Origin of the sequence: Streptosporangium lutulentum, from assembly GCF_030811455.1 — a bacterium.
GTDB classification, from domain to species: Bacteria; Actinomycetota; Actinomycetes; order Streptosporangiales; family Streptosporangiaceae; genus Streptosporangium; species Streptosporangium lutulentum.
This window is the reverse complement of the sequence record NZ_JAUSQU010000001.1, coordinates 2,173,742-2,200,657: the sequence shown is the minus strand read 5'-3', so window position 1 is coordinate 2,200,657 and position 26,916 is coordinate 2,173,742. Positions and strand designations below refer to the sequence as shown.

Sequence of the window (26,916 nt, the reverse complement as noted above, 5' to 3'; positions counted from 1 at the left end):
AGAGGAACACCGAGCGTGACCGAGCGTTTCAGCAGGCGGGAATCGCCCGCTGAAACGCTCAGCCACCGCAATCGATCGTTACGAGGCGCCGTCAGCCGGCTTCGAGAACGAAGAACAGGAAGCCCAGGAACCTCTGGCCGGTGATCTCGCGCAACTCCTCGGGGAACAGTTCGCGGGCTTCCGGCACAAACGGCGGTTCGCTGATGACACTGATGCGAAAGCCGGCCGCGGTGAAGGCCTCGGTCATCGCGTGCAGCGGCCGGTCCCAGAAGCTCATCTGGACGGTCTGCCCGCCCATGGTCCATTCTTCGGTCCGGATACGGGTCTCGAAATAGCTGGGCTTCTCCCCTGCCATGTGACGCATGAGGGTGATCGCGAATGGATGATCGACCGAGACGAGGAGCCGGCCGCCAGGCCTCAGCACGCGTCGCAGCTCGGCCAGCGTCGGTCCCCAGTCCTCCAAATAGTGCAGCACCAGGGACGCGATGACGTCGTCGAACGCCTCGTCGGGAAAGGGCAGTGGGCCGGCCAGGTCGACGACCCGCAGGTCCGCGTCGGCGCCCAGCCGCCGTCGGGCCAGCTCCAGCATCCCGGCACTCGCGTCGACGCCGGTCACGACGGCGCCTCGATCGCGTAGCTCGGAGAACAGGGGACCCGAACCGCAGCCGGCGTCGAGGATTCGTCTTCCGGTCACGTCCCCGGCGAGCTCCAGCATCGCGGGCCGCTCGTAGTACGCGTTCAGGAGATTGTTCTCGTTCTCGGTCGTGTACCCCTCGGCGATCCTGTCATAGTCGTTGAATCGCGACGAAGATGCGGCCTCAACATACTTCTCAGGCATGGCAGACATGCGGGCCATTGTGGCCCATCGGTCACGGGCGGCGCAGGCGTACGGCCTGGTTGCCGTGCGCTCCGTCACAACCGAGGAACGCGCGATGCCAGATCCACCGTATCCGCAGGTCAACAAAGGTTTACGCGGCGTTCCGAGCCGACAGTGCGAACCCTGGTCGATGCCCTGTACGTTCGTCCTGTTCGACATCTCCACCAACGGCAAGGACCTGTTATGCGGGCCATCACCGTCCGAGACCGCGCCGCCGGTCTGGCTGGGCTCTCCCTGACAGAGGAGCCGTATCCGCACGCCGCTGAGAACGACGTCATCGTTCGGGTGTATGCCGCAGGATTCACCCCCGGAGAGCTCGACTGGCCGGGAACGTGGTCCGATCGCGCGGGCCGAGACCGGACGCCCAGTGTGCCCGGACATGAGTTGTCGGGTGTCGTCGCCGAGTTGGGGTACGGAACCACCGGCCTGACCGTCGGCCAGCGGGTGTTCGGGCTGACCGACTGGGCCCGCAACGGTTCGCTGGCCGAGTACGCGGCGGTGGAGGCCCGCAACCTCGCGCCGCTGCCGGCCGACGTCGACCACACCGTGGCCGCCGCACTTCCGATCTCGGGGCTGACCGCGTGGCAGGGCCTGTTCGAACACGGCCGCCTCGCTGCCGGACAGACCGTCCTGATCCACGGCGCCGCGGGCGGCGTTGGTTCCATCGCGGTGCAGCTTGCACGCGAGGCGGGAGCCCGAGTGATCGGCACCGGCAGGGCCGGCGACAGAGACACGGCACTCGGTCTCGGCGTTGACGCCTTCCTGGACCTGCAGGCCGATTCCCTTGAGGACGCCGGTCAGGTCGACGTGGTGCTCGACGTGATCGGCGGTGACATCCTGGACCGCTCGGCCGCGCTGGTGCGCGCCGGCGGCACGCTCGTCACCATCGCCTCGCCACCCACGGTCCGGCCCCGAGACGGGCAGGCGATCTTCTTTGTCGTCGAGCCCGATCGCGTCCGGCTCGCGGACCTGGTCCGACGGGTCCGGGACGGACGACTCCGCCCGATCGTCGGGGCCGTGCGGACGCTCGCCGAGGTGCCCTCCGCGTTCGCGCCCGCCCAGCGCACCCCCGGCAAGACGATCATCAGGGTCGCAGAAGGGGAATAGCCGGCTACGTGCGCGGCCGGCTCAGTCGTCGGCGACGGTGTAGCGGCTCGTGATCGCCACACGGTTGAAGGCGTTCATGATTGTCGACAACCACGTAACCGCCGAAACCTGATCCTCGGAGAGCACCGCGGCGGCCGCCGCGTAGTCCGCGTCGCTCACATGACCGTCCGACACCCGCGCGATCGCCTCGGCCAGGCGCAGGGCTCCGCGCTCGATCTCGGAGAAGTAATCGGTCTCCGCCCACGCGGGCAGCACCGCGAGGCGGTCCGTGCTCTCGCCCTTCTTGAGCGCGTCGCGGGTGTGCATGCGCAGGCAGAACGCGCAGCCGTTGATCTGGGAGGTGCGGATCTTCACCAGCTCGACCAGGAGCGGGTCGAGACCTGCCGCCGCGGCGCTCTCCTCCGCCGTCGCCGACAGGGCGAAGAGGGCCTTGTAACTGGCCGGGTGCTGCTTACCGGCGTTGACGCGTTGCTGCTCAGTCATGGGTTTCAGCTTAGGACCACCCTTGTTGAGGACTTGGACGGCCCATCACCAAGGCTTGGATTCGCCCGTGGTTAGGCGTCGAAACGCCTGGACAGGGATACACCAGCAACAACGCGAACCCTTCGGGCGGAAGCCGGGACACCTCGCGATTTCCATGCGCCCCAAAGGTCCGAGCAGGATAGGAGAGCCGTCATGATCCGGATACGGATCGCCTGTGGCTTTCTCGCCGGCGGCATGGTGGCCGCGGCCACCGCGTGCGCTCCCGCGGTGGAGCGTGCGACCGGCGCGTTGCCCGTCGCCGCCACGGTTTCGCAGCCACCGTCCTCGCAGCCGCCGTCCGACAAGCTGTCGCCTCTCCTGGAACAGGCGCTTCCGAACGTCAAGGGCAAGACGTTCACCTCGGCGATCGTGGACTTCCCGCCCACCGCACGCGCGGCGCCGCATCGGCACGGCAACGCTTTCGTCTACGCCTACGTGCTCGAGGGCACCGTGCGCAGCCAGCTCGGTGGCGAGGCGGCGCGCACGTACCGCCAAGGCGAGGACTGGGTCGAGCCGCCGGGTGCCCACCATGTGCTCGCGGAGAACACCAGCCGGACACAACCGGCGAAGCTGCTGGTCATCTTCATCTCCGACACCGGAGACAAGATCAAGGTCGACGATCGGCCAAGGTAGGGCATCGGGCGAGCACGGCCGGGCGACCTGTTCGCAGTGCGCGTGCCGCCTTCTCCTCGGCGACGCCCGGCCGGCTTGCCTGACACTTCTCAGCGTGTGAACGAACTGCCTTCTCTCATGGGATGGACCTCTCCGCGATCGGCTCCGGACCGGGTCGCGAGAACACGGTTCAGCGGCGCAGCTTGGCCTGGGCGGCGGCGGAGACCACCTTCTTCCTCTCGTCGGGTGTCATCAGCCCGGCGCGGACCCATTCCCCGGCGGTGCGGTCCACCGTGGACCGGAACCGTTCGCGGTTGTCGAAGGGGGCCTTGGCCCAGACCGCGTCGAGGAACGTCACCGCGTCGTCTCGTTCGTGGTTCGGCACGCCGGAGTCCACCGTCCCGAAGACGATCGTCGGCTCGACGCGATGGAAGTAGGCGTGGTAGCGGTTCGTGTCGTTGACGTAGAGGGGGATCAGCGGCAGGCCGTTCGTCGTGAACCTCATCGGCGCGGTGGACGTGATCGCGTCCGTGAGGTCCCCGGACAGGGTGAAGTCCTTGTAGAGGGAGAATTCCCGGTAGGTGGTCTCGTCGCTCGCGGCGGCCAGCGGAACGGGACCGTAGGCGATGCTCTGGGTGGTCGGGATGTCCAGTGCCTTCTCGACGCGCAGGGTGAACGGCATCGAGATCTTGATCTTGTCACCCCGGCTCCAGCGCCGGTCGAGCGTGACGTACCCGCCGGGCTTGGCGTTGAGCCTCTGCTCGGCCCCGTTGACCCGCACCGTGAAGCCCTTCTCCACCCAGTAGGGCACCCGGAGCTTCACCGTCAGCCGGCCCGAACCCTGCACCGTGAGCGTCGTCGTTCCCGTGGGGTCGGTCGGGTAGTCCGTCGACTGCCTGATCGTGAAGCCCTTCTCCGGCCAGCTCAGCACCGAGGCCATGTAGAGGTTCACGTACAGCGTCGAGTCGTCCGCGGACCGGAAGTAGATCGAGTCCTGGAACTTGACGTGGCTCTCCAGGCCGGTGCCGCCGCAGCAGGTCCCGAGGTTGCCGTAACTCCGCGAGGCGCCCGGCCGCATGGGGATGAAGTAGGTCAGCAGCGGGTCCGTGGCGCTGTCGACGTTCCGGCGCGAGGCGAGGATCTGACCGTAGAGGGCCCGTTCGTAGTACTGCATGTACTTCGGGTCCGCGGTGTGGAAGAAAAGGCCCCTGCTCAGCTTCAGCATGTTGTAGTTGCAGCACGTCTCGGCGTTGTTGGTCCCCAGAGAGCCCACGATGACGTCGCGGGCACCGAAGAGTTCGCCGTTGTCACTCGGGCCGGCCAGCCCGCCGTCGGTGAAGGTGCGATGGGGGACGACCATGTCCCAGAAGTTGACGGCGGCGGTGTAGTAGTCGCGTTCCTCGGACTGTTCGAAGACCGACAGGTAGCCGATGAACTGGGGGATGTGCTGGTTGGCGTGTTTCCTGTCCAGCGTGTCCTGGTTGGCGACGGTGGCCGTGAGGAGCGCGGTGTTGTCGAAGCACTTCGCCGTCGCGAGATACTCCTGCTTGCCGCTCAGGGCGTGGAGGTCGGCCATCACCGCGTTCATGCCGTTGTACTCGCCGGCGATGTAGATGCCCCACATGCGATCCAGCTGGGCCCGGGGAAGATGGCCCAGCCTGCTGTGAACCCAGTCGCCCATCTTCATGACGATGTCGAGCGCCCGCTCGTTGCCGGCGAACTCGTGGGCGTCGAGCAGCCCCCTCATGATCATGTGACAGGTGTAGTAGGGCGCCCAGATCGTGGGGTAGGTGGCGTACTGCTCCAGCAGGATGAACTGCGTCTCGGGGTAGGCGGCCAGGAATCCGGGATGGCTCGGACCGGGGTGCCCGCCGGCTTCGGAGACCAGCCGGGCGTCCTGCCCCCTCCCCGAGGAATCGGTCGCGGTCTCCCCGCTCTCCTCCTCGAATCGATACCAGGCCGTGTCTCCGCCGCCCAGCCCTCCGTCCGCGTCCGTCATCAGGGCCCGCACCTCGGCCTCGGTCAACGCGCGGCCGTAGATCTGGAACTCGTCGACGGAGGCTTTCAGGTACGCGTCCCCGTACTGGGACTTTCCGATCCAGTTGTTGCCGGTCGAGCCGAGGCTGGACGGCTGGAGGGTCATGCCGGGGTTCGTGCCGACCGGAACGCCGTCGACGTAGAGCGTCCCGGTGCCGCCGGACAGGGTGACCGCGACGTGGGTCCATCGGTCCACGGGCAACTGGGCGTTGCCGTTGATCCGCTGCTCGCCGCCACCGCCGCCGGTGGTGATCGCGAATCTCGGCGCGGAGCCCGCGCTCACGGCCAGGAACATGTTGCGGGTGGTGCCGGTGCCGAAATCGAAGATCCTCGACCAGGTGCTGATCGCCGACGGGTTCAGCCACAGGGCAATGGTGAAGTCGCCGAGGCCGCTCACCACGCCGGTGGGCAGTGACACGTACTGGGACCCGTCGAGCTTCACCGCCTGGCCGAACCTCCCGCTCACCCTGGCGACGGGCGGGGCGGGAGGAGCCGGTTGCCCGACCGTGGCGGCGAGCGCGTCCTGGCACTCGCCCAGCGCCGTGACCATGTAGTCGAGCTTGTCCTTGTAGAAGTCGTCGCCGGAGCCCGAGTAGGCCAGGGCCAGGGCGCTGAGGAAGTGCCCGCTGTAGTGACCACGCAGGTTGCCGGTCGCGTCGTCCCAGCTGCCGGGCGGCTCGGCGCCCAGCGTGTCCAGCCCGGCGTTGGCCCGGAAGTTGGCCAGCATCCGGTCGGCCGGATAGGCCCTCAGGAAATTCAGGATCCGGTCCCGGTTGGTGGCGAACAGGCTTTCGCCCAACGTGACCCGACTGTTGTCGAACGGTTTCACGACCCAGCCGGCGGGCACCGCGGGGTCGTTCCGCGGCGGTGCCACGGCGGTCGCCGCTGTACGCACGGCGGCCTGGGCCGTCCCGGCTCCGGTGGATGAGGCCAGGGCGAGTGCGGACGGGGTGGCGGCCGCCAGCGCCGCCAGGCGTAGAACGTCGCGTCGGAACATGGGCTTCGTCAATTCACTGTCCTCGTCTGTGACTCGAGATCTGAGGTTTCTCGCCCGGCGGTGTCCGCGGAGACGAGGGATCGAGGGTGGATCGCTGTCGAAGTTTTGTTGTTAGCGTTAACATTTTGTCGCTGAGAAGGCCGGGCGAACATGCGCTCACCAGCGCCTTCCGACGGGCCCGGCCGCCCGCCCACGGGAGGGCGACGAGCGGAAGATGCGATTGAAACACCAGGTCAAGGCCCATTCAGGGCAGGAGGGGACCGACGGCGCCGAACCACCATGTCCATTGACGGGTCGAGGCGCCACCGCATTCACGACTCATGATCGAGAGTGTTAACGATCCCATAATGCTCGTCAAGGGGCTGTGACGAAAGAATCGCCACGGCGTCGTTCGCGGTGCACGCCCGCACGCGGCAAACGACCGGACCTCGCCGGCGAGTGACGGCCTCGAGGGCGCCCGGCCGGGCGAGAGGACGATCGCCGTGGCCGCCCCGGCGAAAACCGCACCGCGGCCGATCCGGGACGATTCTCACCGACCACGGCGCACACGGGCGTCAATAGATCAGACATTGCAATCTGAAAACTATTTCGACACGGATGAACCCTCAAATATTCCGCTCTCTTGGCGGTCCGTTTACTCCGGTCTAGGGTTCAGTGCCATGCTACATAGTACAGGTGAAATGCTACATGGCATCGAGAGATCTCATGACGTTTGAGCAGGTCAACGTACAGATCACCGACGGCCTGCTGCGTCAATGGCAGGTCCGCAACAGCACGGCGACGGTCCCGCACACCATCGAGCGGCTTCGCTCCGCCGGCAACGTGGACAACCTGAAGCGCCTCCTCATGACGGACGCTCCGCCGTACCGCGGCCGATACCCGTTCCTGGACACGGACCTGTACAAGACCCTCGAAGGGGTGGCGTACGAGATCGGCGCCGGCACCGCGCAGGACGGGGCCCGGGAGTTCTTCGACGAGGTCGTCGAGCTGCTCGAGCGCGTACAGGCCGAGGACGGCTACCTGAACTCCTACTTCCAGGACCCGGCGAACCCCCGGCAGCCGTGGGAGGACCTCTCCTGGGGCCACGAGCTCTACAACCTGGGCCACCTCATCCAGGCCGCGGTCGCCGCGCGACGGCGTATGGGCGACGGGCGGCTGCTCGCGGTGGCGGTGAGATTCGCCGACCTGGTGGTGGAGCGGTTCGGGCCCGGCAAGGAGGAGAGCACCTGCGGCCACCCCGAGGTCGAGATGGCCCTGGTCGAGCTGTTCAGGGAGACCGGCGACCGTGCCTACCTCGTCCAGGCGGGCCTGTTCGTGGACCGGCGGGGCCGGGGCACGCTGAAACACACGATCTTCCCTCCCGAGTACTTCCAGGACCACCTGCCCTTCCGCGAGCTGCCCTCGGTCACCGGGCACGCCGTACGGATGGCCTACCTCGCGGCGGGCGCGGCCGACATCTACCTGGAGACCGGCGACCGCTCGCTGCTCACGGCGCTCGACCGGCTCTGGGACGACATGGTCGCCACCAAGCTCTACGTCACCGGCGGTCTCGGCAGCCGCCACTCCGACGAGGCGATCGGTGACCGCTACGAGCTGCCGTCGGAGCGCGCCTACGCCGAGACCTGCGCCGCGATCGCCACCATGCAGTGGGCGTGGCGGATGTTCCAGGCGACCGGAGGCGCGAAGTACCTCGACGTGTTCGAGCGGGTGCTGTTCAACGCGTACGCCGTGGGCCTGTCCGCCGACGGCAGGGCGTTCTTCTACGACAACCCGCTGCAGCGCCGCCCCGACCACGAGCAGCGCAGCGGCGCGGAAACGGGCGGCGAGCTGCTGCGCCGCCCCTGGTTCGGCTGCGCCTGCTGTCCGCCGAACATCGTCCGCTGGATGGCGCAGCTCGGCGACCACGTCGCCGCCGAGCGCGACGGCGCGCTCCACATCGCGACCTACACCGGGGCGCGGATCGAGACCCCTTCCATCGCCCTGGCGATGGAGACGGACTACCCCTGGGACGGCGACGTGCGCGTCGTCGTCGAGCGGGCGTCGGGCGAGCCGTACGCGATCCGGCTGCGAGTCCCCGCGTGGGCCCGTTCGGTGACGGCGTCCGTGAACGGCCTGCCGGTCGAGGGCGCCGAGGACGGCTGGCTCACCGTCGAGCGGGTCTGGGCGGCGGGCGACGAGCTGCGGCTCGGCATCCCGATGCCGGTCAGAGCGCACGGTTCGCACCCCTACCTGGACGCGACCCGCGGCGCGGTCAGCGTCGCACGCGGTCCGCTCGTCTACTGCGTCGAGCAGCAGGACTGCCCGGTGCCGGTGGACGACCTCGTCGTCTCCCCCGAGCGGATCGCCGGAGCGGCCGTCGAGCGGTCGCGGGACGAGCTGCCGGGCGCGGTCGTCCTGCGGATGACGGCGGAGGCGGCCGTGCCGCCGTCCGCCGAGCTCTACCCCGAGCTGCCGTCGGAGCGGCCGGCGCCCGGCAGGACGGTTCCGGTGGCCTTCGTCCCCCACTTCCTCTGGGGCAACCGCCGGCCCGAGGCCATGCGCGTATGGGTCAGAAACGCGTGACCCCCGAGTTAACCCATAGAAAGAAGGCGCAATGAGGAGATCGGCAGTTCTCGCCGCTGTCGCGGTGTTCACCGCTCTGGGGCTCGCCGGGTGTGGCGGGTCCTCCGCCCCCGCCTCCGGGGCCGGGGCCCCGGCGACAGGCGCGGCAGCGGCGGCCACGGGTGGCACCGTCCACGTCCTGCTCGCCGCCGACTACTCCCACCTGGACCCGGTCCGGGGCTGGGACGGCGGCGTCAACAACTTCTACCGGCTCATCTACCGGGGCCTGACGACGTTCGGCGCGGGCCCGGGGGCGGAGGGCACGAAGATCGTTCCCGACCTCGCCACCACCACCGGCACCGGCACCGACGACAACAAGACGTGGACGTTCACCCTCAAGGACGACATCTTCTTCGAGGACGGCACGCCGATCACCAGCGAGGCCATGAAGTTCGGGGTCGAGCGCGCCTGGGACCCGGAGGCCGGGATCGGCTCGCCGTACGCCAGGCTGCTCATCGACGCGCCCAAGGACTACAAGGGCCCGTATGTCTCCGGTGGCCTCGACACGATCGAGACCCCGGACGCCAAGACGATCGTCTTCCACCTGAAGAAGCCGTTCGCGGACTTCGCCAGCGCGCTCGCGCAGCCCAACTTCGTCCCCTTCCCCAAGGACACGGGGGCGGCGGGCGCCTTCGACACCAAGCCGATCGCGTCGGGACCGTACAAGGTGGAGAGCTACCAGCGCGGCGCGTCGCTGAAGCTGGTCCGCAACCCGTACTGGAAGTCCTCCTCCGACACCCTCCGCGCGGCCAAGGCGGACGCGTTCGAGTTCACCTTCGGGCTCGACGGCGCGACCATCGACGAGCGCATGCTCGCCGGACAGGGCGCCGACGCCAACGCCACCGCGGGTGCGATCCAGGCGGCCACGGTGGCCCGGATCCAGACCCCGCAGATCAAGGAACGCACGCTGTCCACCTACATGGGCTGCACCACCTACATGAGCCTGAACACCACCAAGAAGCCCCTCGGTGACCTGCGGGTCCGGCAGGCGATCAACTACGCGGTCAACAAGGACACCGTGGTCGCCGGGGACGGCGGGACGACGCTCGCGGACAAGGCGACCTCGATCCAGCCGCCGACCATCGTCGGCCGGGTGGACTACGACCCGTATCCGACCGACCCGGCCAAGGCGCAGCAGCTGCTCAACGACGCCGGGCTCGGCGCCGGGTTCGATCTGACCCTGGACGTCCGCCCGGACGCCCGCCAGCAGGGCATGGCGGTCGCGATCCAGGAGGCGCTGAAGCCGCTGAAGATCAACGTCAAGATCAACAACATCGACACGTCCACCTTCTACGAGGTGATCGCCACCCCGGCGCAGCAGCACGACGCGGCCATCACCGGCTGGTGCCCGGACTGGTCGTCCGGCGCCACCTTCCTGCCGCCGCTGTTCGACGGCCGCAACATCTTCGACAAGGGAAACCAGAACCTCGCCCAGATCAACGACGAGGCCATCAACAAGCGGATCGACGAGATCGGCGAGATGACCGACGTCAACGCCGCCAACGCCGCGTACGCCGAGCTGGACAAGCAGATCATGGAGCAGGCGCCGATCGTGCCTCTCGTCTACGAGAAGAACGTGACGATCGTCGGCGGCAACGTCGCGGGGGCCTACCTGAACGACGCGTTCTCCGGCGGCATCGACCTGATCTCCCTCGGGCTCAAAGACCCGAGCAAGTAGGCGCACGCCATGACCACCGCCGCACCCTCGCGCGACGCGAAGGCCGGCCCCGGGGCGGGCACACCCGGTGTGCCCGCCACCGCGGGACGCCGGATAGCGGGCGCGCTGCTGCACGACTGGGCCGCCGTCCTCAGCACGGGCTTCCTCGTCCTGGTCGTCCTGATGGCGATCTGCGCACCGCTGATCACCGCCCTCACCGGGCACGGGCCGAACGACTTCGACGCGGCGGCCATCGACACCAACCTCGGTGGCCTGCCGCGAGGCTCGCTCGGCGGAATCAGCGCCGAGCACCTGTTCGGCGTCGAGCCGCAGAACGGCCGCGACGTCCTGGCCCGCATCATGTACGGCGCCCGAGTGTCGTTCCTGATCGCGGTCTCGGCGACCGTGCTGACCACCCTGCTGGGCGTGGTCTTCGGCATGCTCGCCGGGTTCTACGGGGGCTGGGCCGACCAGGTGATCTCCCGGGTCATGGACTTCCTGATGGCCTTCCCCTCGCTGATCTTCATGATCGCGATTCTGTCGTCGCTGCCGTCGGGGAACCGGTCGGTCCTGCTGGTCGTGGTGATCAGCGTGTTCGGCTGGCCGTACCTCGCGCGGGTGGTGCGCGGGCAGACGCTGACGCTGGTGAACCGGGAGTTCGTCGAGGCGGCCCGCGCGTCGGGCGCCTCCACGGGCGCCCTGGTGTTCAGGGAGATCCTGCCCAACCTGCGCAGCTCGCTCATCGTCATGACGACCCTGGCGGTGCCCGGCTACATCGGCACCGAGGCCGGGCTGTCCTTCCTGGGCGTGGGCGTCACGCCGCCGACCCCCTCGTGGGGCCAGATGATCGCCAGTTCGGTGAGCTGGTACGCGGTGGACCCGATGTACTTCGCGATCCCCGGGCTCTTCCTCTTCCTCACGGTGCTGTCCCTCACCGTGCTCGGGGACCGGATCCGGGCCGTCACCGACGCGGGAGAGGCCTCCTGATGGCGCGTTATCTCGCAGGCCGGATCGCCGGGCTCGCGCTGATCCTCTTCATGGTCTGCCTGTTCACCTATCTGATCTTCTTCAAGCTGTCGCCGGACCCGGCGGTGATGATCTGCGGCAAGACCTGCACCCCGGAGCGGATCCTGCAGATTCGCACGCTCCTCGGGCTGGACCAGCCGTTCTTCACGCAGTTCTGGGACTTCCTGAGCGGGCTGTTCGCCGGGCGGGACTACGGGTCGGGCGTGAACCTCATCCATTGCCCGGCTCCCTGCCTCGGCTACTCCTTCCAGACCAGCCAGTCGGTGTGGGAGATGATCCTGGACCGGCTCCCGGTCAGCGCCACCGTCGCGGTCGGCGCGGCCGTGCTGTGGTTGCTCGCCGGCATCGGCGCCGGCCTGCTCAGCGCGGTCAAGGAGGGCACCTGGTGGGACCGGACCCTGATGGGCCTGGCCCTGGGCGGTGCCAGCATCCCCAACTACGTGCTCGCGTTGTCGCTGCAGTTCGTCCTGGTGGTCAAGCTGCAGATCCTGCCGTTCCCCACGGCCGTGGCGTTCTCCGACGGCCCGGTCCTGTGGTTCCAGTCGTACCTGATGCCGTGGATCGTCCTGGCCACCGGGTACGCCTGCCTCTACGCACGGCTGACCAGGGCGAACGTCATCGACACCCTGGCCGAGAACTTCATGCGCACGGCCCGGTCCAAGGGCCTGCACCCGGCGCTCACGATGCGGCGGCACGCGCTGCGGCCCGCGCTCACGCCGATCACCACGATCTTCGGCATGGACTTCGCCGCGCTGCTGGGCGGCGCGCTGATCACCGAGACCGTCTTCGGGCTCAACGGCGTCGGCAAGATGGCCGCCGACTCGATCGCCAAGAACGACCAGCCGGTGATCATGGCGGTCACCCTTCTCGCGGCGTTCTTCGTGGTGGTGGGCAACGTCGTGGTCGACCTCGTCTACACCGGCCTCGATCCGAGAGTGAGGATCCGATGAGTGAACTGCTTGTCGTGGAGGACCTCACGGTGACCTTCCCGACCACGCGCGGCCTGGTGGACGTGGTCAAGGACGTGTCGTTCACGGTCGGCAGGGACGAGACCGTCGGCATCGTCGGCGAGTCCGGCTCGGGCAAGTCGATGACCAGCCTGGCCATCATGGGCCTGTTGCCGCGAGGGGCCATGACCAGGGGAAGCATCCGGCTGGACGGCGTCGAGCTCCTCGCTCGCACGGACAGGGAGATGCGCGGGATCCGGGGCGAGCAGGCCTCAATGATCTTCCAGGACCCGCTGTCGTCGCTGAACCCGTACTACACGGTCGGCCTGCAGATCGAGGAGATGTACCGGGCCCACCGGGGAGGCTCGCGGAAGGCGGCCAGGAAGGTCGTCGTCGAGGCGCTGGCGCAGGTCGGCATCCCCGAGCCGGAACGGCGGGCGGGCTACTACCCCCACCAGTTCTCCGGCGGGCAGCGCCAGCGCATCATGATCGCGATGGCGCTGGTCTGCTCCCCCGCGCTGCTCATCGCCGACGAGCCGACGACCGCCCTCGACGTCACCGTCCAGGCGCAGATCCTGCGCCTGCTCGCCGGGCTCCAGAAGGAGACCGGGACCGGGATGGTCTTCGTCACCCACGACCTCGCGGTGATCAGCTCGATCGCCGCGAGGGTGCTCGTGATGTGCAAGGGCGAGCAGGTCGAGTACGGCACCGCCGAACAGGTCTTCGCCGAGCCACGGCACGAGTACACCCGGATGCTCCTGGAGAGCATCCCGCGGATCGACGACGAGGTGCTGTCATGAGCGAACCCCTGCTGCGCGCACGGGAGCTGACCAAGCGGTTCACCGTGCGCGGCCCGTTCGGGCGGAAGGCGGAGTTCACCGCCGTCGACGCGGTGAACCTCGAGGTGCGGCTCGGCGAGACCCTGGCCGTGGTGGGCGAGTCGGGCAGCGGCAAGTCCACCACGGCCCGCATGGTGGCCAAGCTGATGGAGCCGACCGCGGGAGTTCTGGAGTTCGAGGGCCGGGACGTGACCCACGCGAAGGGCGCCGACCTGGCCGGGTTCCGGAGCAACGTCCAGGTGGTCTTCCAGGACCCCTTCTCCTCGCTCAACCCCCGGCACACGGTCGAGCGCATCCTGACGGCGCCCCTCGTCTACCAGGGGATGGAGCCCAAGGGCGGGAAGCGGGCGCTCGCCAAGGAGTTGATGGTGCGGGTCGGGCTCAACCCCGACCACTCGCAGCGCTATCCCGCGCAGTTCTCCGGCGGGCAGGCGCAGCGCATCGGCATCGCTCGCGCGCTCGCCGTCAACCCCAAGCTGGTGATCTGCGACGAGGCCGTCTCCGCGCTCGACGTGTCGGTGCAGGCGCAGGTGATCGAGCTGCTGCGGCGCCTGCAGCGGGAGAGCGGCTTCAGCTACGTCTTCATCGCCCACGACCTCGCCGTCGTCCGCCAGATCGCCCACCGGGTGGCGGTCATGAGCAAGGGGCGGATCGTCGAGGAGGGCCCGTGCGAGCGGGTCTTCGCCGACCCCCAGGACCCGTACACCAGAACGCTGCTGGCCGCGATCCCCCGGATCAACCCCGAGTGGGACCGCAGAAGGAGGGCCGCCGGATGAACTACACGATCCCTGGCATGCACGTGCGCGAGCACGTGGTGGAGGTGCCGCTCGACTGGGCGGACCCCCGGGAGAGCATCTCCGTCTTCGCCCGCGAGCTGGTCGATCCGGCGCGGCGGGGCGAGGACCTGCCGTGCCTGCTCTACCTGCAGGGCGGCCCCGGCGGCAAGGGGCCGCGCCCGCTCAGGGCGGACGGGTGGATCGGGCAGGCGCTGAAGACCCACCGGGTCGTCCTGCTCGACCAGCGCGGCACCGGCCGCAGCACGCGCGTCGACGGCCGCAGGATGGGCATGTTCGACGACGCCGCGAAGGCCGCCGACCATCTCGCCCGCTTCCGCGCCGACTCGATCGTGGCCGACGCCGAGCACCTGCGGAAGACCGTCTTCGGCGGGCGTCGCTGGGCGACGCTCGGGCAGAGCTACGGCGGCTTCCTCACGATGACGTATCTGTCGTACGCGCCCGAGGGCCTGACCGAGTGTTACGTCACCGGCGGCCTGCCCAGCCTGGACCCGGACGCGTCCGAGGTCTACCGGCGCACCTATCCCCGCGTCGAGGCGAAGAACGCCGAGTTCTACCGGCGCTATCCGCACCAGGTGGAGCTGGTCGCGCGGATCGCGGACCGATTGGCCGAGGGCGACGTCCTGCTGCCCGACGGCGACGTGCTCACGGTGCGCCGGCTGCAGTCACTCGGCATCGACTTCGGGATGAAGCCCGGGTACGAGCGCATGCACTGGCTGCTCGACGAGGCCTTCACCGCGGGCGAGCTGTCGTCGACCTTCCTGTACCAGGTGCTCGCGCGCTCGTCCTACAGCGACGACCCGCTGTTCGCGGCGCTGCAGGAGGCCATCTACGGGCGCGGCTCCTGGACGGCGGCCGAGCGGGAGCGCTCCGAGCACCCTCGGTTCGCGGAGACCGCCAGGCCGCTGCTGTTCACCGGGGAGATGATCTATCCCTGGATGTTCGAGGAGATCCGCGAACTGCGGCCGTTCCGTCCCGCGATGGAGGCGCTCGCGGAACGCGACGACTGGTCCTCCCTGTACGACGTGGACCGGCTGGCCGCCAACGAGGTCCCGGTCGCCGCGGCCGTCTACTTCGACGACATGTACGTGGACGCGGGCCTGCAGCTGGAGACGGCGGCCCGCGTCGGAAACACCCAGGTCTGGGTGACCAACGAGTACGAGCACGACGGCCTCGGCGACGATCGCGTCTTCGCGCGCCTGACCGGGCTCGTCAAAGACATAGGAGGAGGAATAAGTGAATAGCCACCCGAAGCTGACGGAGATCCCGGCGTTCAACGCGTACATGGCGCAGGGGTGGGGAACCCCGGACCGGACACCGCCCGTCGTTTCGGGCGCGCCCGAGGCGGCCGCCGCGCATCGCGCCCGGCTCGCGGCGGCGCTGCCCGGCAGGGACGTGACGGTCGCCGCGGGGCACGCCCCGATCCGGAGCAACGACACGGCGTACGACTTCCGGCCCGACAGCGACTTCTACTGGCTCACCGGCTGCCAGGTCGAGGGCGGCGTGCTCGTGATGCGCGGCGGCGACGCGACCCTGTACCTGCCGCCCCCCGCCTACCCCGGCGAGCCGGGCTTCTTCAGCGACGCCATGCACGGTGAGCTGTGGGTCGGCGCCGCGCCGGGACTGGCCGACTGGTCGGCCTCGCTCGGCCTCGAGGTGCGCCCGCTCGCCGAGGCGCCTTCCGTGGAGAACCCCGAGAAGCTGCGCCGCGTCCTGGCCGAGCTGCGCATGATCAAGGACGAGTGGGAGATCGGCCGGCTCCGCGAGGCCGTGGACCGCACGGTCGAGGGTTTCGCCACGGTTCTCGCGGAGATCCCCGCGGCCGTCGAGGGCCTGGGCGAGCGCTGGTTGCAGGGCACGTTCGACCGGCACGCCAGGACGTACGGCAACGGCCCCGGCTACGCGAGCATCGTGGGCAGCGGCGCGCACGCCCCCACGCTCCACTGGGTGCGCTGCGACGGCCCCGTCCTGCCGGACGAGCTGCTGCTGCTCGATCTCGGCGTGGAGGTTCGCAGCCTCTACACCGCCGACGTCACCAGGACCTTCCCCGCGTCCGGCCGGTTCTCCCCCGCGCAGCGGCAGGTTCACGACCTGGTGGAGAAGTCCCATCGGGCGGCGCTCGCCCAGGTGGCTCCCGGCCGCCGGTTCAGCGACTTCCACCACGCCGCGATGGAGGTCATCGCCCAGGGGCTCCACGACTGGGATCTGCTGCCCGTCTCCGTGGACGAGGCGCTGTCGGACCACGGCCAGCACCACCGCCGCTACCTCGTCTGCGGCGTCGGGCACCACCTGGGCCTGGACGTGCACGACTGCGCCTCCTCCCGGCCGGAGGCGTACCAGGACGCGCTCATGGCTCCCGGCATGGTGCTCACGGTCGAGCCCGGCCTGTACTTCCATGCCCACGACCTGACGGTTCCGCCTGAGTTGCGCGGGATCGGCGTCCGCATCGAGGACGACCTCGTGGTCACGGAGGACGGCGCCGAGGTGCTGTCCGCGGAACTGCCGCTCGACGCGGACGGTCTCGAACGTTGGATGTCCCGCTAAACAATGTGACATAGCACTGATATCGTCCCGGTGATCCCCCTTCCGCAAGGAGAGTTGCATGAGCGCATCCACCCGGCCGTGGCACGGCGTCAGCGTCGCCACGGCGTTGCCCTTCAACGACGACCTGTCCGTCGACTACGACGGCTTCGCCGAACACGTGCGGTTCCTCGCCGAGCACGGCTGCCACGGGGTCGCGCCCAACGGCTCGCTCGGTGAGTACCAGACCCTGTCGGACGAGGAGCGCGCGCGTGTCGTGCGGACCGCCGTCGAGGCCGCCCCCGAGGGCTTCCACGTCATGCCGGGCGTGGCCGCCTACGGAGCGCTCCAGGCCAGGGGCTGGGCCGAGCAGGCGGCAGAGGCGGGCGCCGCGTCCGTACTGCTCCTCCCGCCCAACACCTACCGCGCGGACCGCCGGACCGTGATCGACCACTACCGCGAGGTCGCCAAGGCCGGGCTGCCGATCGTGGCGTACAACAACCCGATCGACACCAAGGTCGACCTCACCCCCGACCTGCTCGCCGAACTCCACGGCGAGGGCCTGATCGTCGCGGTCAAGGAGTTCACCGGTGACGTGCGCCGGGCGTACGAGCTCCGCGAGCTGGCCCCCGAGCTCGACCTCCTGATCGGTTCCGACGACGTGCTGCTCGAACTGGGCCTCGCCGGGGCCGTCGGCTGGATCGCCGGATACCCGAACGCGATCCCGGAGAGCACCGTCGAGCTCTACCGGCTCGCCACCTCCGGCGACCCCGGCGACATCACCCGCGCCCTGCCCATCTATCGTGACCTGCACCCGCTCCTGCGCTGGGACTCCAAGACCGAGTTCGTCCAGTCGATCAAGCTGTCGATGGACCTCGCCGGCCGCAAGGGAGGCGTCTGCCGCCCGCCGCGCTCCCCGCTCTCCCCCGAGGTCGTCGCCCTGGTCACCCGTGACACCGAGGCGGTGCTCGCGAAGGGCTACAGGTGAGGTCTCGCCGCCCCGCGTCCGGCGCGGGCCGCCGCCCCCCGCCTCGGCCCGGCCCGCCGGTTCCCGCGGGGTTCCTGCCATGACGCGCCTGCGCCCCCTGGGGAGGCAGGAGACGCTCAGGGAACAGGTGAGGGGGGCACTGCGGGCCGCGATCATCTCGGGTGAGCTCACACCGGGAACGGTCTACTCCGCGCCGACCCTGGGCGCGCGGTTCGGCGTGTCCCCCACGCCGGTCCGCGAGGCCATGCTCGACCTGGTCAGGGAGGGGCTGGTCGTCTCCCGGCGGAACAAGGGCTTCCGGATCACGGAGGTGTCGGAGGAGGACCTCGACCACCTGACGGCCGTGCGGCTGCTGATCGAGCCGTCGACCGTACGCGACGCCGTACCCGTCATCCCCGAGGCCGACCTCCCCACGCTGCGCGGGCTCGCGCAGGACATCGTCGACGCGGTCGAGAACACCGACCTCGTCGGCTACGTCGAGGCGGACCACGTGTTCCATCTGGCGTTGCTCGGCTACAGCAACAACAGGTTCCTGGTGGACGTGGTGGCGGGGCTGCGCTCGCAGACCCGGCTGCCCGGCCTGACCCCGCTGCTGCGCGGCGGTGCGCTGGGCCGGTCCGCCGCCGAGCACCACGAGCTGATGGACCTCATCGAGGTGCGCGACCCCGCCGGGGTCGAGGCGCTGATGCGCCGCCACATCGGTCACGTGCGCGGTCTGTGGGCGCACGGGGCGGAGCTATGACGCGGACGGCCGCCCCGGTTCTCGTCGCCGGACGAGAACCATGCCCGTCCCGGCGACCGCGAGGATCACCGTCCGCGGCCGTCGCCCGTCGCCGGGACGCCGCTCACGGCCGACGGATCCGGACCGTGTCAAAGCCGCTGCCGTGCTCAGCACGTCGATACGGACGCCTGCCGCGGAATCGACGAAGGACTGCCCGGGCCGGTGGGCGCCGTCGTCGAGCGGCTGGCAACCGCTGGGGAGCGTGCCGCCGGGGGTTGCGTCCATGACGCGTACCGGGCCGTTGCCGGGGTCTGAGGAACATCGGAACCGGATCATGCGCTAAGCCCTCTCAGAGCAGGTCAGCGCTGTACAGCTCCTCCCCGGACCCCTTGGAGAGCAGCTAGCCGCAGATACTCCATGATTATCTGCGATAGCGTCGATGCCGTCCTGGAGGAATGCCCTCGCTCCGCAGGGGCCAGGCTTCATGGTTATCTGCGATAGAGCGCGGAGGCGGTCGTGGGAGTGGTCCACAGGATCGGAACCGAACGGCAGGCACCGGTGCTCAAAGAGGCGATCGAAAAGTTTCTCGCCGGAGTGCCCAACCCCAACACCGCCCGGTCCTATGCCACGGTGCTGCGCGCCCTGGCCGAAAGGTTCGGTGCCTACACCGGTTCTGGGCCTGGATGTCGATGAGCTGGACCTGCGCAACCGGCGGGCCCGGGTACGGCGAAAGGGTGGCGCGGTGGACGTCATCGTCTGGCGCACCGGCACCGCCCGGCTGCCCCGTCCGCTGGACGGGCGCCGGAGCGGGCCGGTGTTCATCACCGACAGGCGGGCCCGGGTGGAACTGCCGCCGGCCGATGTCGATGCGGGCAGTGGGAAGGCGCGGTTGTCCTATCGTCGGCCGAGCTGTTCGAGGCCGCCACCGGCGGCTGGACACTGCACCAACTCCGGCACTCGGCGTTGACCCACGCGGCCGAGGACGGCGCCAGCACCTCCACCCTGCCGGCCTACTCCGGGCACACTTCGGTCGCCTCACTGGCCCGCTACGCCCGAGTTTCCGGGGAAGCACTCGCACGCCGGCAGGCCGGACGTGATCCCGCCGCCCGCAGGCGCTGAGGAACCGCGCACGCTCATCTGCCGATTCATCGATGGGAAGGATGGCTTCGAGCATGAGCGAATGGCTGGATGCGGAGGACTTCCCCGAGCACCGACGCGCGGCGCTGCTACGGTGCTACGCCTGGCCGGCCCAGAGCGAAGACCTCATGGTGGTAGCCGCACTGGTGGCAGCCCGCGCGGCGGAGCCGTGCCGGATGATGAAATCCCGCACCAGCGAACCGCGTCCGGCGTGCAGCTCTTATGACAGCGCGAATCTGGCCTGCAGACACGGGAGAACTACCTGTTGATCGGATCAGTCGATGAACTGGTGGTCGCTCTTGATCAGGCCCTCCCCGTTGAGCACGATGAAATCGAAACCGACGGAGTCCACCGCCCCGGAGGCGCGGATCACCATCTCCCAGTTGAAGCGCACTGCGTTGTGGTGTCCATTGGCGTTGGGAACGGCCCGGAAGACATGGATCCCCGGTTTGACCCACTGCTCATAGGCGGTGGCGATCCGCTCCTCCAGCTCGGTGTGGCCGTGGACTTCGTGAGAGGGGGTGTAGTGAGCGGCGTCCGGCGCGAACAGCTCGGTGATCGCTTTGCGGCGAAGCTCGGCGTCGGGTTCGTTCCACATCGCGATGTAGCGGCGCGCGAGGTCGTTCAGGTCACTCATGGGGCTCCTCTTTCTCGGTTCTGCGGATCACTTGTGGCTGAGGGCCTTGGCGCCGGGGCTTGAAGCACCGGCAGGAGAGGCCGCGTCACGCTTGACCGTGGTACGCGGTAGCAGTTGTACGAGCCCGGCGATGGCCAGGGTGACGACGATCAGATAGACCAGCCCGTGCTGGAACGCGTGGGCCACGCCGCCGGGCAGGCTGCCGTAGAAAACGATGCCCACGATCCCGACCCCGAGCGCCCCGCCCACCTGCTGAGCCGTGGTGAGCACGCCGGCGGCGGCCCCGGCGTGGTGGGGGGCGACCCTGGCCAGGACGGTTCCCATGATCGGCGCAAGGGCCAGGCCCATTCCGATTCCGTCGATGGCCAGCGCGGGGACCAGCCAGCCGATCGGCGCGTCCCGGGAAACGGCGAGGAGAAGCAGGACCAGGCCGAGGGCCCTGGTCAGCCCGCCGAATGCGATGACCTGGCGGCCGAAACGCGCCACGAGCCTCGGCGCGAGCAATGATGCCGCCAGATAACCGGCCCCGATCGGCACGAAGGTCAGACCAGCCTGGAGAGCATCCAGGTCCCTGCCTTCCTGGACATAGAGAGCGAAGATCAAGAAGTAGGCGGCCATGCCCATGGTGAAGGCGAGCTGAGTGAGCAGACCGGCGGTGAATGCGCGCTCGCGAAACAGAGTCAGGTCGATCAGCGGTGATTCGTGCCGTCGCCTGGCGTAGGCGAGGAAGAGCGCGGCGGCTGTGGCCGGCGACAGCCACGTCCACAGCGGCCAGCCCTGCTCGCGGCCCTCGATCAACGGCAGGAGGGCCGCCACCAGCGCGAGCGTGACCAGGGCGGCGCCGCCGAGGTCGAGCCGTACGGCACCGTCCGGACGGCTCTCGGGGACCATGCGCCGGGTCATCGCCAGAGCGGCCACGCCGATCGGCACGTTGATCAGGAAGCAGGCGCGCCAGCCCATCCCCAATAGGTTGGCCTGGATGAGCAGGCCGCCGATGAGCTGGCCGAACACCGCGGCCAGGCCCATCGTCAGCGCATAGAAGTTGATGGCCCTGACCTGGGCGTGCCCGCTGTAGGCGGTGCGCAGGATGGCCAGAACCTGCGGAGCGAGAAGAGCGGCCGACGCGCCTTGCGCGACGCGAGCGGCGACCAGCGTGGCCGCGTCGGGAACCAGGCCGCACGCTACCGAGGCGAGCGTGAACAGGGCCAGGCCGAAGGCGAACATCCGGCGGCGGCCGAAGATGTCGCCGAGCCGCCCGCCCAGGATGAGGCCTGAGCCGTACGCCAGCCCGTACCCGGCGACCGTCCACTGGACGGCGGCAGTGCTCGCGTGCAGGTCACTCTGGATGGAGGGGACGGCGACATTGACGATGAAAAAGTCGAGAATCGTGATGAAAACGCCGGTCAGCACGATGGGAAGGGTCCCCGTGCGGGCCATGACAGCTCCTAAAAATAGAACGATCGGTATACGCATCGCTCATTAGATAGAATGATTGATCTACTGTCAACTCCGTGCCAGAATAGGACACATGGCAACAAGACCGGGACCCCGCGAGCGGCTGCTCGAGGCCGCGCACGACCTCACATATGCACAAGGTGTGCACGTCGGAGTGGATGCGATTCTCAAGCAGGCCGACGTCGCCCGCCGCTCGCTCTACCAGCATTTCGGCGGCAAGGACGGCCTGGTCGCCGAAGTCCTGCATACCGCCGTCGGCGAGGCCCGCTACCGCCAGGTGATGGATGGGGCCGGCGACGACCCACGGCGGCGTGTCCTCGCCGTCTTCGACGAGCTGGAGAAGATCACCACGCGCCCGTCATTTCGCGGCTGCCGCTATACCGCGGCCGAACTCGCCCTCACCGACCCGGCCCACCCCGCGCACAAGGAAATCCGCACTTACAAGGACGGCCTCCACGAGATCTTCACCGCCGAGCTGACCCGGCACGGCCACCCGGCCCCCCACCTCGGCGCTGACCAGCTCCTCGTGCTCATCGACGGGGCGCTCGCCCACGCCGTCACCCGCCCCGACGCCCACCCGGCCCTGGCCGCGCGCGCAATGGCGGAGTTCGTCCTCGATCACCAGCCGCAAGCCTGACCTACCTCACCGCTACTAATCAGTCTTAACGAGTCCGTCCCTGAGGCAGACTCGGGCCTGACAGCCGCCAGTGGGTGAGCACTCATAGCTACCGGACCGTGAGTCCCGCCCAAAGATTGTGCCCCCGCTGGTCGGCCGGGAGAGTTGATCGCTGATGTACCCCGAGTTCGCTTCGAACTCGGCGACCATCGCGAGGGTCTGGAGAAACAGGCGGCCGAACGGGTCGTTCCAGTCGTAGACACTCGCGCCGAGGCCGAACAGCACGCCACGGCCGGACAGCCCGGTGAGGATGTCGTTGGCCTCGGCCATGTTGCGAGCGAACCGGTCGAACTTGGTGACGGTGAACACCGTCCCGTCCTACACGGCCGCCAGGGCCTGCTCGAGGCCGGCGCGTTGCGGCGGGTGGTGCCGGAGAACCCGCGGTCGATGTAGATCCGTTCCTCGGGGACACCGAGCGCGAGGAGCTGCTCGGTCTGGATGACGACGTCTTGTTCGTCGGTGGAGCAGCGCGCGTAGCCGACTCGGGTCCCATTCACGCGCTCAAGTGTTTTGGATAGGGGGCCTTCCCCGGAACAGTTCGCGGAACACCTATACGGAACACCCTGATCTGCAGGTACCAACAACCCACTCGTCTCCGACTACCTGCGCGGGCTGGCCCGCGGCGACATCCCGCTCACCCATCAGGGCCTGCACGCGCTACCGAGCTGGCGGACCACCGCTCATCTGCGCGACCTGCTGATGGCCTTCGGCGGACTTCCCAAGGTCGACCGGCAGATCATGTTGTTCGAACGCTGGTACCAGCAACGGCTTTCCGAGATCACCGACCCCGACCACGCCCAGATTCTCAACCGGTTCGCCATTTGGCGGCTGCTGCCCGCTCTGCACGCCGCAGCCGCACGCGCTCCGCTCAGCCACGGCTCACGTGATACCGCCGCAGGGCGGTTCACCGCCGCCATGGCCTTCCTGGTCTGGCTTTCCGCACGCGGCCGCAACCTTGCCGAGGCGACTCAGGCCGATATCGACGCCTGGCACACCGAACAGCTCGACTCCCACCGGCTCCGCGCCTTCCTCCGATGGGCCATGTCAGGCGGCCACATGCCCCGCCCGGAACAGCCCACCCAAATCCGAACCGACCAGGCTCCGATCAGCCAGGACTGGCGGTTGAAGCTTCTGCGCCGCTTCCTGACCGATGAAACGATCCCGCTGCGCACCCGGGTCGCGGCCTGCCTTCCACTGCTCTACGCCCAGCCCATCAGCCGCCTGGTCCGCCTCACCATTCACGACATCCTCGGCCACGACGACCAGACCACCCTGCGCCTGGGCAACCCACCCGTCCCCGTCCCAGCACCGTTCGCCGTCCTGCTCCACGAACTGGCCGCCAATCGCGCCAACATGAACACCGCCGTCAACTGGCTGTTCCCCGGCGGCCGCGCAGGACAGCCTCTCACCCCCGGAGCCCTCCTCCAGCAACTCCGCGCCCTCGGGATTCCTGTCACCCAGACTCGCACTGCCGCTTTCCGTCAGCTCGTCATCCAGGCCCCCGCGCCTGTCGTCGCCCACGCTCTCGGCTACAACCCCGCCACCGCTACCAAGCACGTCATCGCCGCCGGCGGCACCTGGAGCCGCTACCCCGTCACCCGCCCGCACCCGTGACAGTCTGGGGGTCCAGTAGGAACGGAACGGTGAGGCCGGGTTGGTGTCACATCCATTGACGAAATCACCGTGAGCAGGCGCGTCACCAGGGAAAACGGGCGTGTTTCCGGGAGCTGACGGCCGATCCGCTTCTGGAATTGTTCAATTCCAGAAGCGGGCATTCACCCACACCTTGTTGCGTGCGTCGGCGGCATCGGCCTATCAGCGGTTGTGGTCGGCCCTGCGCCAACGCTGGACCGATCGCCGTCGGACTGGTCACCGCCGCTGTTCGTCACTCAATCGCAAGCGGCGGTGGATCTGCCTCCGACCGGTAGCGACCTTCTCACCGTCACCCCGAGTCCGTCATTCCTTCGGCAGGACTGGCCACACCGCTACGACGCCGGGCATCGACTCGATGGCGGGGGCGATCGCGCGGGCGAGGGCCGGATCGGAGAACTTGACGAAAAAAGAACCCGACATGGGCGCATCCGGCTTGTAGTCCGGATCGGAGAGCTTCGCGAGTTTCAGAGCGTAGCCGGGGTCTTGGAAGTAAATCGTCTGCACTCCGGGAAGGTCCCACAGCCGGGCTACGATGGCCGCCTTCTCCTCCTCGGTGACCGCCCCCGCAGCTCCCGCGCGCTTGCTCTGCCGGCACCCGGGTGCGGCTCGGGACATGAAGTCTTGCCCGCATAACGTGATTTCGGCCTCGGCCTTGCCAGCCCAGAAATTCACTCCCGACCGCGACACGGTGGAAACCCTCGGCGCTGACTTCATCTTCTCGACGATGGCAGGAAAGTCCTGAGCGCGCCGGAGCACGCCATGCAGGACGTCGCCGCCGGGGGACGAACCCTCCGCCCGTCTGATGTCCCCGATCCCTTCATAGCTTCTGCGCCGCTGATCAGCCTGCTCCTGGCCGCTTTTCACCTTGACCGATGTCACCTGGGGCATTGCCCGGAGCATGGCCTCGGTCTCCTGCCGTTGCTCAACGGTCGCCGCGGTTATGCCACTGCACCCGCACATGACCACCTCGAACTCAAGGAACGGAGAGAGTGCGACATCCGGTGGAGGCTGGGGCAGCCAGGATCGCTCGTACAAGTACCAGCCGCCGGCCCCAGCCAGACTGAGCACCACCAGTGATGCGATCAGCAGCCTGATGTGCGCCGCCATCCAGGAGCGCAACCACGACTCCCGGTTGGGGTCGCCACCGCCGAAGGCCAATTCCTCATACGTCATTTACCCGACTATGTCGATCTTTCCGAACTTCGGTCAAGACGCGTCGGAGGGACACCAAGGTCACGTTGGTTCCGGAGGCGGGGGCTCGGTCACTGGCTCCGGCGGTGGAGGCTCGATCACTGGCTCTGGAGGCAAAGCTGTCTCTAGCGGTGTCGGGGCAGTCGGCAATGGTGAGCGCGCGGGTTCGGTTTCCGGTGGATCGCTGAGCACGCTGGCTAGGATGAAAACGACAACGATCAGGGCAAGGCCGCCTCCTGCCGTCGCTGCAGCCGGAACCCTGCGGTTATGTGCCCGGACCCTGATCTGAGTGCCGTTGCGCAGGGTCCGAAGGTGTTCTCTGACTCTTACCGTTCGGCGGCTCATGCCCGGCCACAGTACGAGTCGCTTGAAGACAAATCAGGTGACAGCAGGGCAGGTATCTCTTTCCCGCAGGTGAGAAAACCGATCCCCGCTCAGGTGACGGGATCGGACCCGTACACCTGCTGCACGAGGCCGGCGTGCGCTTCAGCGCATCGAAAGCGGTCGGGAGCATCCTGGGCCGAAGAGATGCTCTGGCGCGAATTCCGTCGCAGGTGGAGTCAACGCTACGCATGAACATCTCCGTGGCACGGAGTTCGAAGCGATTTCGCCGCGTGTTGGGTGATCGAGCAGCTTCGCGTGCCGTGGCCGTCGGTAGGGAGAAGGGTGTGTGCACCGTAGGTCAGATCGCTACGGTACGGGAGGAAGAGTCATGAGCTCTGACTCGGCCGGAGCTTCCTTTGAGCCCCAGGCCCCGGGCGAGGCGGGTCAGGGCGGGCGGGGACTCATGATCGAAGGGCAAGGGGCCAAGGGATTGGCAGGATTCCGGGACTATCCGGGACACCCCTATGCGCGTGCGTGAGAGACGGTGCGCCCGTCGCGGTTTAGGCTAGTAGCAGGACGTAAAGGAGAGACCTGGTGACCGCTCAGCCACACAGCCCCGCCCCGACCCCGGTTCCCGAGCGCACGCCCAAGGCCATCCGCGCCGCGCTCGCACCGCAGCACGTCGAGGCGTTCGACCGGGAGTACCGGGCGGCGATGGCCCAGGCGACCGAGGAACTCGATCTGGCCCCGGCCCTGGACTTCGTCGAACGCTGGTGGCCGATCGCCGTGCTGTGCGCTCGGGGGGAATATAAGCGGGTGACGGAGATCGCCGCTGGTCTTGCAGGACGCGCCGGCCGCGGCCAGGACCTCGCGACGGTCTCATGGGACATCGCCGAGGCGCGACTGCGTGCCCGGATCGCCGCCGGCGAGTAGCGGTAGGTGTATCGGGTCGAGCACGACCCCGAGGCCCTGGCCCAGCTTGATGCGCTGCCCGTCGAGGCGCTGCCGTTCTACCTGGAGTTGCGCGCCGCGTTGGAGACCGCCCCGTGGGGGTTTCCGTCCGCGTCCGCGACCAATCCCGACGGGCCGTTGCGCTCGGCCGCGTTCGGTGACCACAAGCGTGGCCTGGCCTTCTTCCTGATCTTGGAAGATCAACGACGGGTCGCCGTGGTCAAGGTTCTGTGGGCTGGCTGAAAGGTCGCCAAGTAGGCCGCTTTCGGCCCGGTTCGGTCGCTGTCAGCTCCCGTCCAACCTGCTGATCAGGGCATCGGCAGGTCTATCCGGCGTCCAAGCCCGAACTCTGCCGCCTCATCGTCGGTGATCACGGCGAAGGCACCTGCGGGAACCCCATCAAGAGCCGCCACGCGGGACGCGGCAACCAAAAGGGCATTTTCGTCGGTCCCGGTGACGAAGAAGACGTAAACCTCTCTGAACTCTTCGCCATCGTCGAAGACCTCGACCTCACCTTGCTGCTCCAGCTCGAACAAGAACTCCTCGATCTCGTCGATCCATGGGAACTGGTACTCGGTTTTGGCGAGGCTCGACACTTCGCGCAGCGGGACGTGGATCTCGACAACGGTGGTGGCCATGTTCTCATC

26 protein-coding genes and 1 pseudogene are annotated in these 26,916 nt (G+C 68.4%); 18 read left to right on the top strand and 9 right to left on the bottom strand.

Features of this window, described 5'->3' with window-relative positions; translation table 11 throughout:
* Positions 1-91 precede the first annotated feature (91 nt).
* Positions 92-856, bottom strand: coding sequence for a class I SAM-dependent methyltransferase (locus tag J2853_RS09325; RefSeq protein WP_307556583.1), 765 nt, complete (start codon positions 854-856; stop codon positions 92-94).
* A gap of 204 nt (positions 857-1,060) precedes the next feature.
* Between J2853_RS09325 and J2853_RS09320 the strand changes: the two genes are divergently transcribed.
* The gene (locus tag J2853_RS09320) at positions 1,061-1,984 is read left to right on the top strand and encodes an NADP-dependent oxidoreductase (RefSeq protein ID WP_307556582.1); all 924 of its coding nucleotides are present in this window, start codon (positions 1,061-1,063) and stop codon (positions 1,982-1,984) included.
* A 21-nt stretch (positions 1,985-2,005) separates the two neighbouring features.
* Here the strand turns inward: J2853_RS09320 and J2853_RS09315 are convergent, their stop codons facing one another.
* Positions 2,006-2,467, bottom strand: coding sequence for a carboxymuconolactone decarboxylase family protein (locus J2853_RS09315; protein WP_307556581.1), 462 nt, complete (start codon positions 2,465-2,467; stop codon positions 2,006-2,008).
* A gap of 192 nt (positions 2,468-2,659) precedes the next feature.
* Between J2853_RS09315 and J2853_RS09310 the strand changes: the two genes are divergently transcribed.
* Complete coding sequence (locus tag J2853_RS09310) at positions 2,660-3,139, top strand: cupin domain-containing protein (RefSeq protein WP_307556580.1); 480 nt, start codon at positions 2,660-2,662, stop codon at positions 3,137-3,139.
* A 169-nt stretch (positions 3,140-3,308) separates the two neighbouring features.
* Here the strand turns inward: J2853_RS09310 and J2853_RS09305 are convergent, their stop codons facing one another.
* A complete protein-coding gene (locus tag J2853_RS09305; protein ID WP_307556579.1) occupies positions 3,309-6,164 on the bottom strand; it encodes a beta-L-arabinofuranosidase domain-containing protein in 2,856 nt (951 codons plus the stop codon).
* Between the two features lie 693 nt (positions 6,165-6,857).
* Here J2853_RS09305 and J2853_RS09300 point away from each other — a divergent pair.
* The 12 genes from J2853_RS09300 (at position 6,858) to J2853_RS47795 (ending at position 19,364) form a co-directional block, all read left to right on the top strand.
* Positions 6,858-8,714: a glycoside hydrolase family 127 protein gene (locus J2853_RS09300; RefSeq protein ID WP_307556578.1), complete on the top strand. Its 1,857-nt coding sequence runs from the start codon at positions 6,858-6,860 to the stop codon at positions 8,712-8,714.
* A 31-nt stretch (positions 8,715-8,745) separates the two neighbouring features.
* Positions 8,746-10,431: an ABC transporter substrate-binding protein gene (locus J2853_RS09295; RefSeq protein WP_307556577.1), complete on the top strand. Its 1,686-nt coding sequence runs from the start codon at positions 8,746-8,748 to the stop codon at positions 10,429-10,431.
* Between the two features lie 9 nt (positions 10,432-10,440).
* On the top strand, positions 10,441-11,397 hold the full coding sequence (locus tag J2853_RS09290; protein ID WP_307556576.1) for an ABC transporter permease: 957 nt from the start codon (positions 10,441-10,443) through the stop codon (positions 11,395-11,397).
* Positions 11,397-12,386 (top strand): ABC transporter permease, encoded by a 990-nt coding sequence (locus J2853_RS09285; protein ID WP_307556575.1) that lies wholly within the window; start codon positions 11,397-11,399, stop codon positions 12,384-12,386. The genes J2853_RS09290 and J2853_RS09285 overlap by 1 nt, the downstream gene beginning before the upstream one ends.
* Entirely contained in the window at positions 12,383-13,183 is an 801-nt protein-coding gene (locus tag J2853_RS09280) for an ABC transporter ATP-binding protein (protein ID WP_307556574.1), read from the top strand. Before J2853_RS09285 ends, J2853_RS09280 begins: the two co-directional genes overlap by 4 nt.
* A complete protein-coding gene (locus tag J2853_RS09275; protein WP_307556573.1) occupies positions 13,180-13,998 on the top strand; it encodes an ATP-binding cassette domain-containing protein in 819 nt (272 codons plus the stop codon). The genes J2853_RS09280 and J2853_RS09275 overlap by 4 nt, the downstream gene beginning before the upstream one ends.
* Positions 13,995-15,260 carry an alpha/beta fold hydrolase gene (locus J2853_RS09270; RefSeq protein ID WP_307556572.1) on the top strand — a complete coding sequence of 422 codons (1,266 nt, stop codon included), beginning with the start codon at positions 13,995-13,997 and terminating at the stop codon, positions 15,258-15,260. Before J2853_RS09275 ends, J2853_RS09270 begins: the two co-directional genes overlap by 4 nt.
* Positions 15,253-16,560, top strand: a complete 1,308-nt coding sequence (locus J2853_RS09265; RefSeq protein ID WP_307556571.1) for an aminopeptidase P family protein — start codon at positions 15,253-15,255, stop codon at positions 16,558-16,560. The genes J2853_RS09270 and J2853_RS09265 overlap by 8 nt, the downstream gene beginning before the upstream one ends.
* A 58-nt stretch (positions 16,561-16,618) precedes the next feature.
* Positions 16,619-17,524: a dihydrodipicolinate synthase family protein gene (locus J2853_RS09260; RefSeq protein ID WP_307556570.1), complete on the top strand. Its 906-nt coding sequence runs from the start codon at positions 16,619-16,621 to the stop codon at positions 17,522-17,524.
* A 79-nt stretch (positions 17,525-17,603) separates the two neighbouring features.
* Positions 17,604-18,266, top strand: a complete 663-nt coding sequence (locus J2853_RS09255; RefSeq protein ID WP_307556569.1) for a GntR family transcriptional regulator — start codon at positions 17,604-17,606, stop codon at positions 18,264-18,266.
* A 637-nt stretch (positions 18,267-18,903) separates the two neighbouring features.
* Positions 18,904-19,212, top strand: a complete 309-nt coding sequence (locus J2853_RS09250; RefSeq protein ID WP_307556568.1) for a hypothetical protein — start codon at positions 18,904-18,906, stop codon at positions 19,210-19,212.
* Positions 19,209-19,364, top strand: a complete 156-nt coding sequence (locus J2853_RS47795) for a hypothetical protein (protein ID WP_370879214.1) — start codon at positions 19,209-19,211, stop codon at positions 19,362-19,364. The genes J2853_RS09250 and J2853_RS47795 overlap by 4 nt, the downstream gene beginning before the upstream one ends.
* Before the next feature lie 292 nt (positions 19,365-19,656).
* Here J2853_RS47795 and J2853_RS09245 read toward each other — a convergent pair whose 3' ends face one another.
* Positions 19,657-20,019 (bottom strand): nuclear transport factor 2 family protein, encoded by a 363-nt coding sequence (locus J2853_RS09245; protein WP_307556567.1) that lies wholly within the window; start codon positions 20,017-20,019, stop codon positions 19,657-19,659.
* Between the two features lie 27 nt (positions 20,020-20,046).
* Positions 20,047-21,456, bottom strand: coding sequence for an MFS transporter (locus J2853_RS09240; RefSeq protein ID WP_307556566.1), 1,410 nt, complete (start codon positions 21,454-21,456; stop codon positions 20,047-20,049).
* A gap of 91 nt (positions 21,457-21,547) precedes the next feature.
* Between J2853_RS09240 and J2853_RS09235 the strand changes: the two genes are divergently transcribed.
* On the top strand, positions 21,548-22,111 hold the full coding sequence (locus J2853_RS09235; protein WP_307556565.1) for a TetR/AcrR family transcriptional regulator: 564 nt from the start codon (positions 21,548-21,550) through the stop codon (positions 22,109-22,111).
* A gap of 15 nt (positions 22,112-22,126) precedes the next feature.
* Here J2853_RS09235 and J2853_RS09230 read toward each other — a convergent pair whose 3' ends face one another.
* Positions 22,127-22,459, bottom strand: coding sequence for a recombinase family protein (locus J2853_RS09230; protein ID WP_307556564.1), 333 nt, complete (start codon positions 22,457-22,459; stop codon positions 22,127-22,129).
* A gap of 107 nt (positions 22,460-22,566) precedes the next feature.
* Positions 22,567-22,647, bottom strand: a pseudogene (locus tag J2853_RS47790) (hypothetical protein); the annotation flags it as partial.
* A 202-nt stretch (positions 22,648-22,849) separates the two neighbouring features.
* On the opposite strand from J2853_RS47790, the gene J2853_RS09225 reads away from it, so the two are divergent.
* Positions 22,850-23,764, top strand: coding sequence for a site-specific integrase (locus J2853_RS09225; RefSeq protein ID WP_307556563.1), 915 nt, complete (start codon positions 22,850-22,852; stop codon positions 23,762-23,764).
* Positions 23,765-24,106: 342 nt separating this feature from the next.
* Here J2853_RS09225 and J2853_RS09220 read toward each other — a convergent pair whose 3' ends face one another.
* Positions 24,107-24,976, bottom strand: coding sequence for a permease-like cell division protein FtsX (locus J2853_RS09220; protein WP_307556562.1), 870 nt, complete (start codon positions 24,974-24,976; stop codon positions 24,107-24,109).
* Between the two features lie 936 nt (positions 24,977-25,912).
* Between J2853_RS09220 and J2853_RS09215 the strand changes: the two genes are divergently transcribed.
* Positions 25,913-26,251, top strand: a complete 339-nt coding sequence (locus J2853_RS09215; RefSeq protein WP_307556561.1) for a DUF6247 family protein — start codon at positions 25,913-25,915, stop codon at positions 26,249-26,251.
* A 6-nt stretch (positions 26,252-26,257) separates the two neighbouring features.
* The gene (locus J2853_RS09210; RefSeq protein ID WP_307556560.1) at positions 26,258-26,512 is read left to right on the top strand and encodes a hypothetical protein; all 255 of its coding nucleotides are present in this window, start codon (positions 26,258-26,260) and stop codon (positions 26,510-26,512) included.
* Positions 26,513-26,577: 65 nt separating this feature from the next.
* Here the strand turns inward: J2853_RS09210 and J2853_RS09205 are convergent, their stop codons facing one another.
* Entirely contained in the window at positions 26,578-26,907 is a 330-nt protein-coding gene (locus tag J2853_RS09205; RefSeq protein ID WP_307556559.1) for a hypothetical protein, read from the bottom strand.
* Positions 26,908-26,916 lie beyond the last annotated feature (9 nt).

Coding starts and splice junctions, on each gene's coding strand:
- J2853_RS09325 (WP_307556583.1), bottom strand. CDS start 856: ATGGCCCGCATGTCTGCCATGCCTGAGAAGTATGTTGAGGCCGCATCT.
- J2853_RS09320 (WP_307556582.1), top strand. CDS start 1,061: ATGCGGGCCATCACCGTCCGAGACCGCGCCGCCGGTCTGGCTGGGCTC.
- J2853_RS09315 (WP_307556581.1), bottom strand. CDS start 2,467: ATGACTGAGCAGCAACGCGTCAACGCCGGTAAGCAGCACCCGGCCAGT.
- J2853_RS09310 (WP_307556580.1), top strand. CDS start 2,660: ATGATCCGGATACGGATCGCCTGTGGCTTTCTCGCCGGCGGCATGGTG.
- J2853_RS09300 (WP_307556578.1), top strand. CDS start 6,858: ATGACGTTTGAGCAGGTCAACGTACAGATCACCGACGGCCTGCTGCGT.
- J2853_RS09295 (WP_307556577.1), top strand. CDS start 8,746: ATGAGGAGATCGGCAGTTCTCGCCGCTGTCGCGGTGTTCACCGCTCTG.
- J2853_RS09290 (WP_307556576.1), top strand. CDS start 10,441: ATGACCACCGCCGCACCCTCGCGCGACGCGAAGGCCGGCCCCGGGGCG.
- J2853_RS09285 (WP_307556575.1), top strand. CDS start 11,397: ATGGCGCGTTATCTCGCAGGCCGGATCGCCGGGCTCGCGCTGATCCTC.
- J2853_RS09280 (WP_307556574.1), top strand. CDS start 12,383: ATGAGTGAACTGCTTGTCGTGGAGGACCTCACGGTGACCTTCCCGACC.
- J2853_RS09275 (WP_307556573.1), top strand. CDS start 13,180: ATGAGCGAACCCCTGCTGCGCGCACGGGAGCTGACCAAGCGGTTCACC.
- J2853_RS09270 (WP_307556572.1), top strand. CDS start 13,995: ATGAACTACACGATCCCTGGCATGCACGTGCGCGAGCACGTGGTGGAG.
- J2853_RS09260 (WP_307556570.1), top strand. CDS start 16,619: ATGAGCGCATCCACCCGGCCGTGGCACGGCGTCAGCGTCGCCACGGCG.
- J2853_RS09255 (WP_307556569.1), top strand. CDS start 17,604: ATGACGCGCCTGCGCCCCCTGGGGAGGCAGGAGACGCTCAGGGAACAG.
- J2853_RS09245 (WP_307556567.1), bottom strand. CDS start 20,019: ATGAGTGACCTGAACGACCTCGCGCGCCGCTACATCGCGATGTGGAAC.
- J2853_RS09240 (WP_307556566.1), bottom strand. CDS start 21,456: ATGGCCCGCACGGGGACCCTTCCCATCGTGCTGACCGGCGTTTTCATC.
- J2853_RS09235 (WP_307556565.1), top strand. CDS start 21,548: ATGGCAACAAGACCGGGACCCCGCGAGCGGCTGCTCGAGGCCGCGCAC.
- J2853_RS09225 (WP_307556563.1), top strand. CDS start 22,850: ATGGCCTTCGGCGGACTTCCCAAGGTCGACCGGCAGATCATGTTGTTC.
- J2853_RS09220 (WP_307556562.1), bottom strand. CDS start 24,976: ATGACGTATGAGGAATTGGCCTTCGGCGGTGGCGACCCCAACCGGGAG.
- J2853_RS09205 (WP_307556559.1), bottom strand. CDS start 26,907: ATGGCCACCACCGTTGTCGAGATCCACGTCCCGCTGCGCGAAGTGTCG.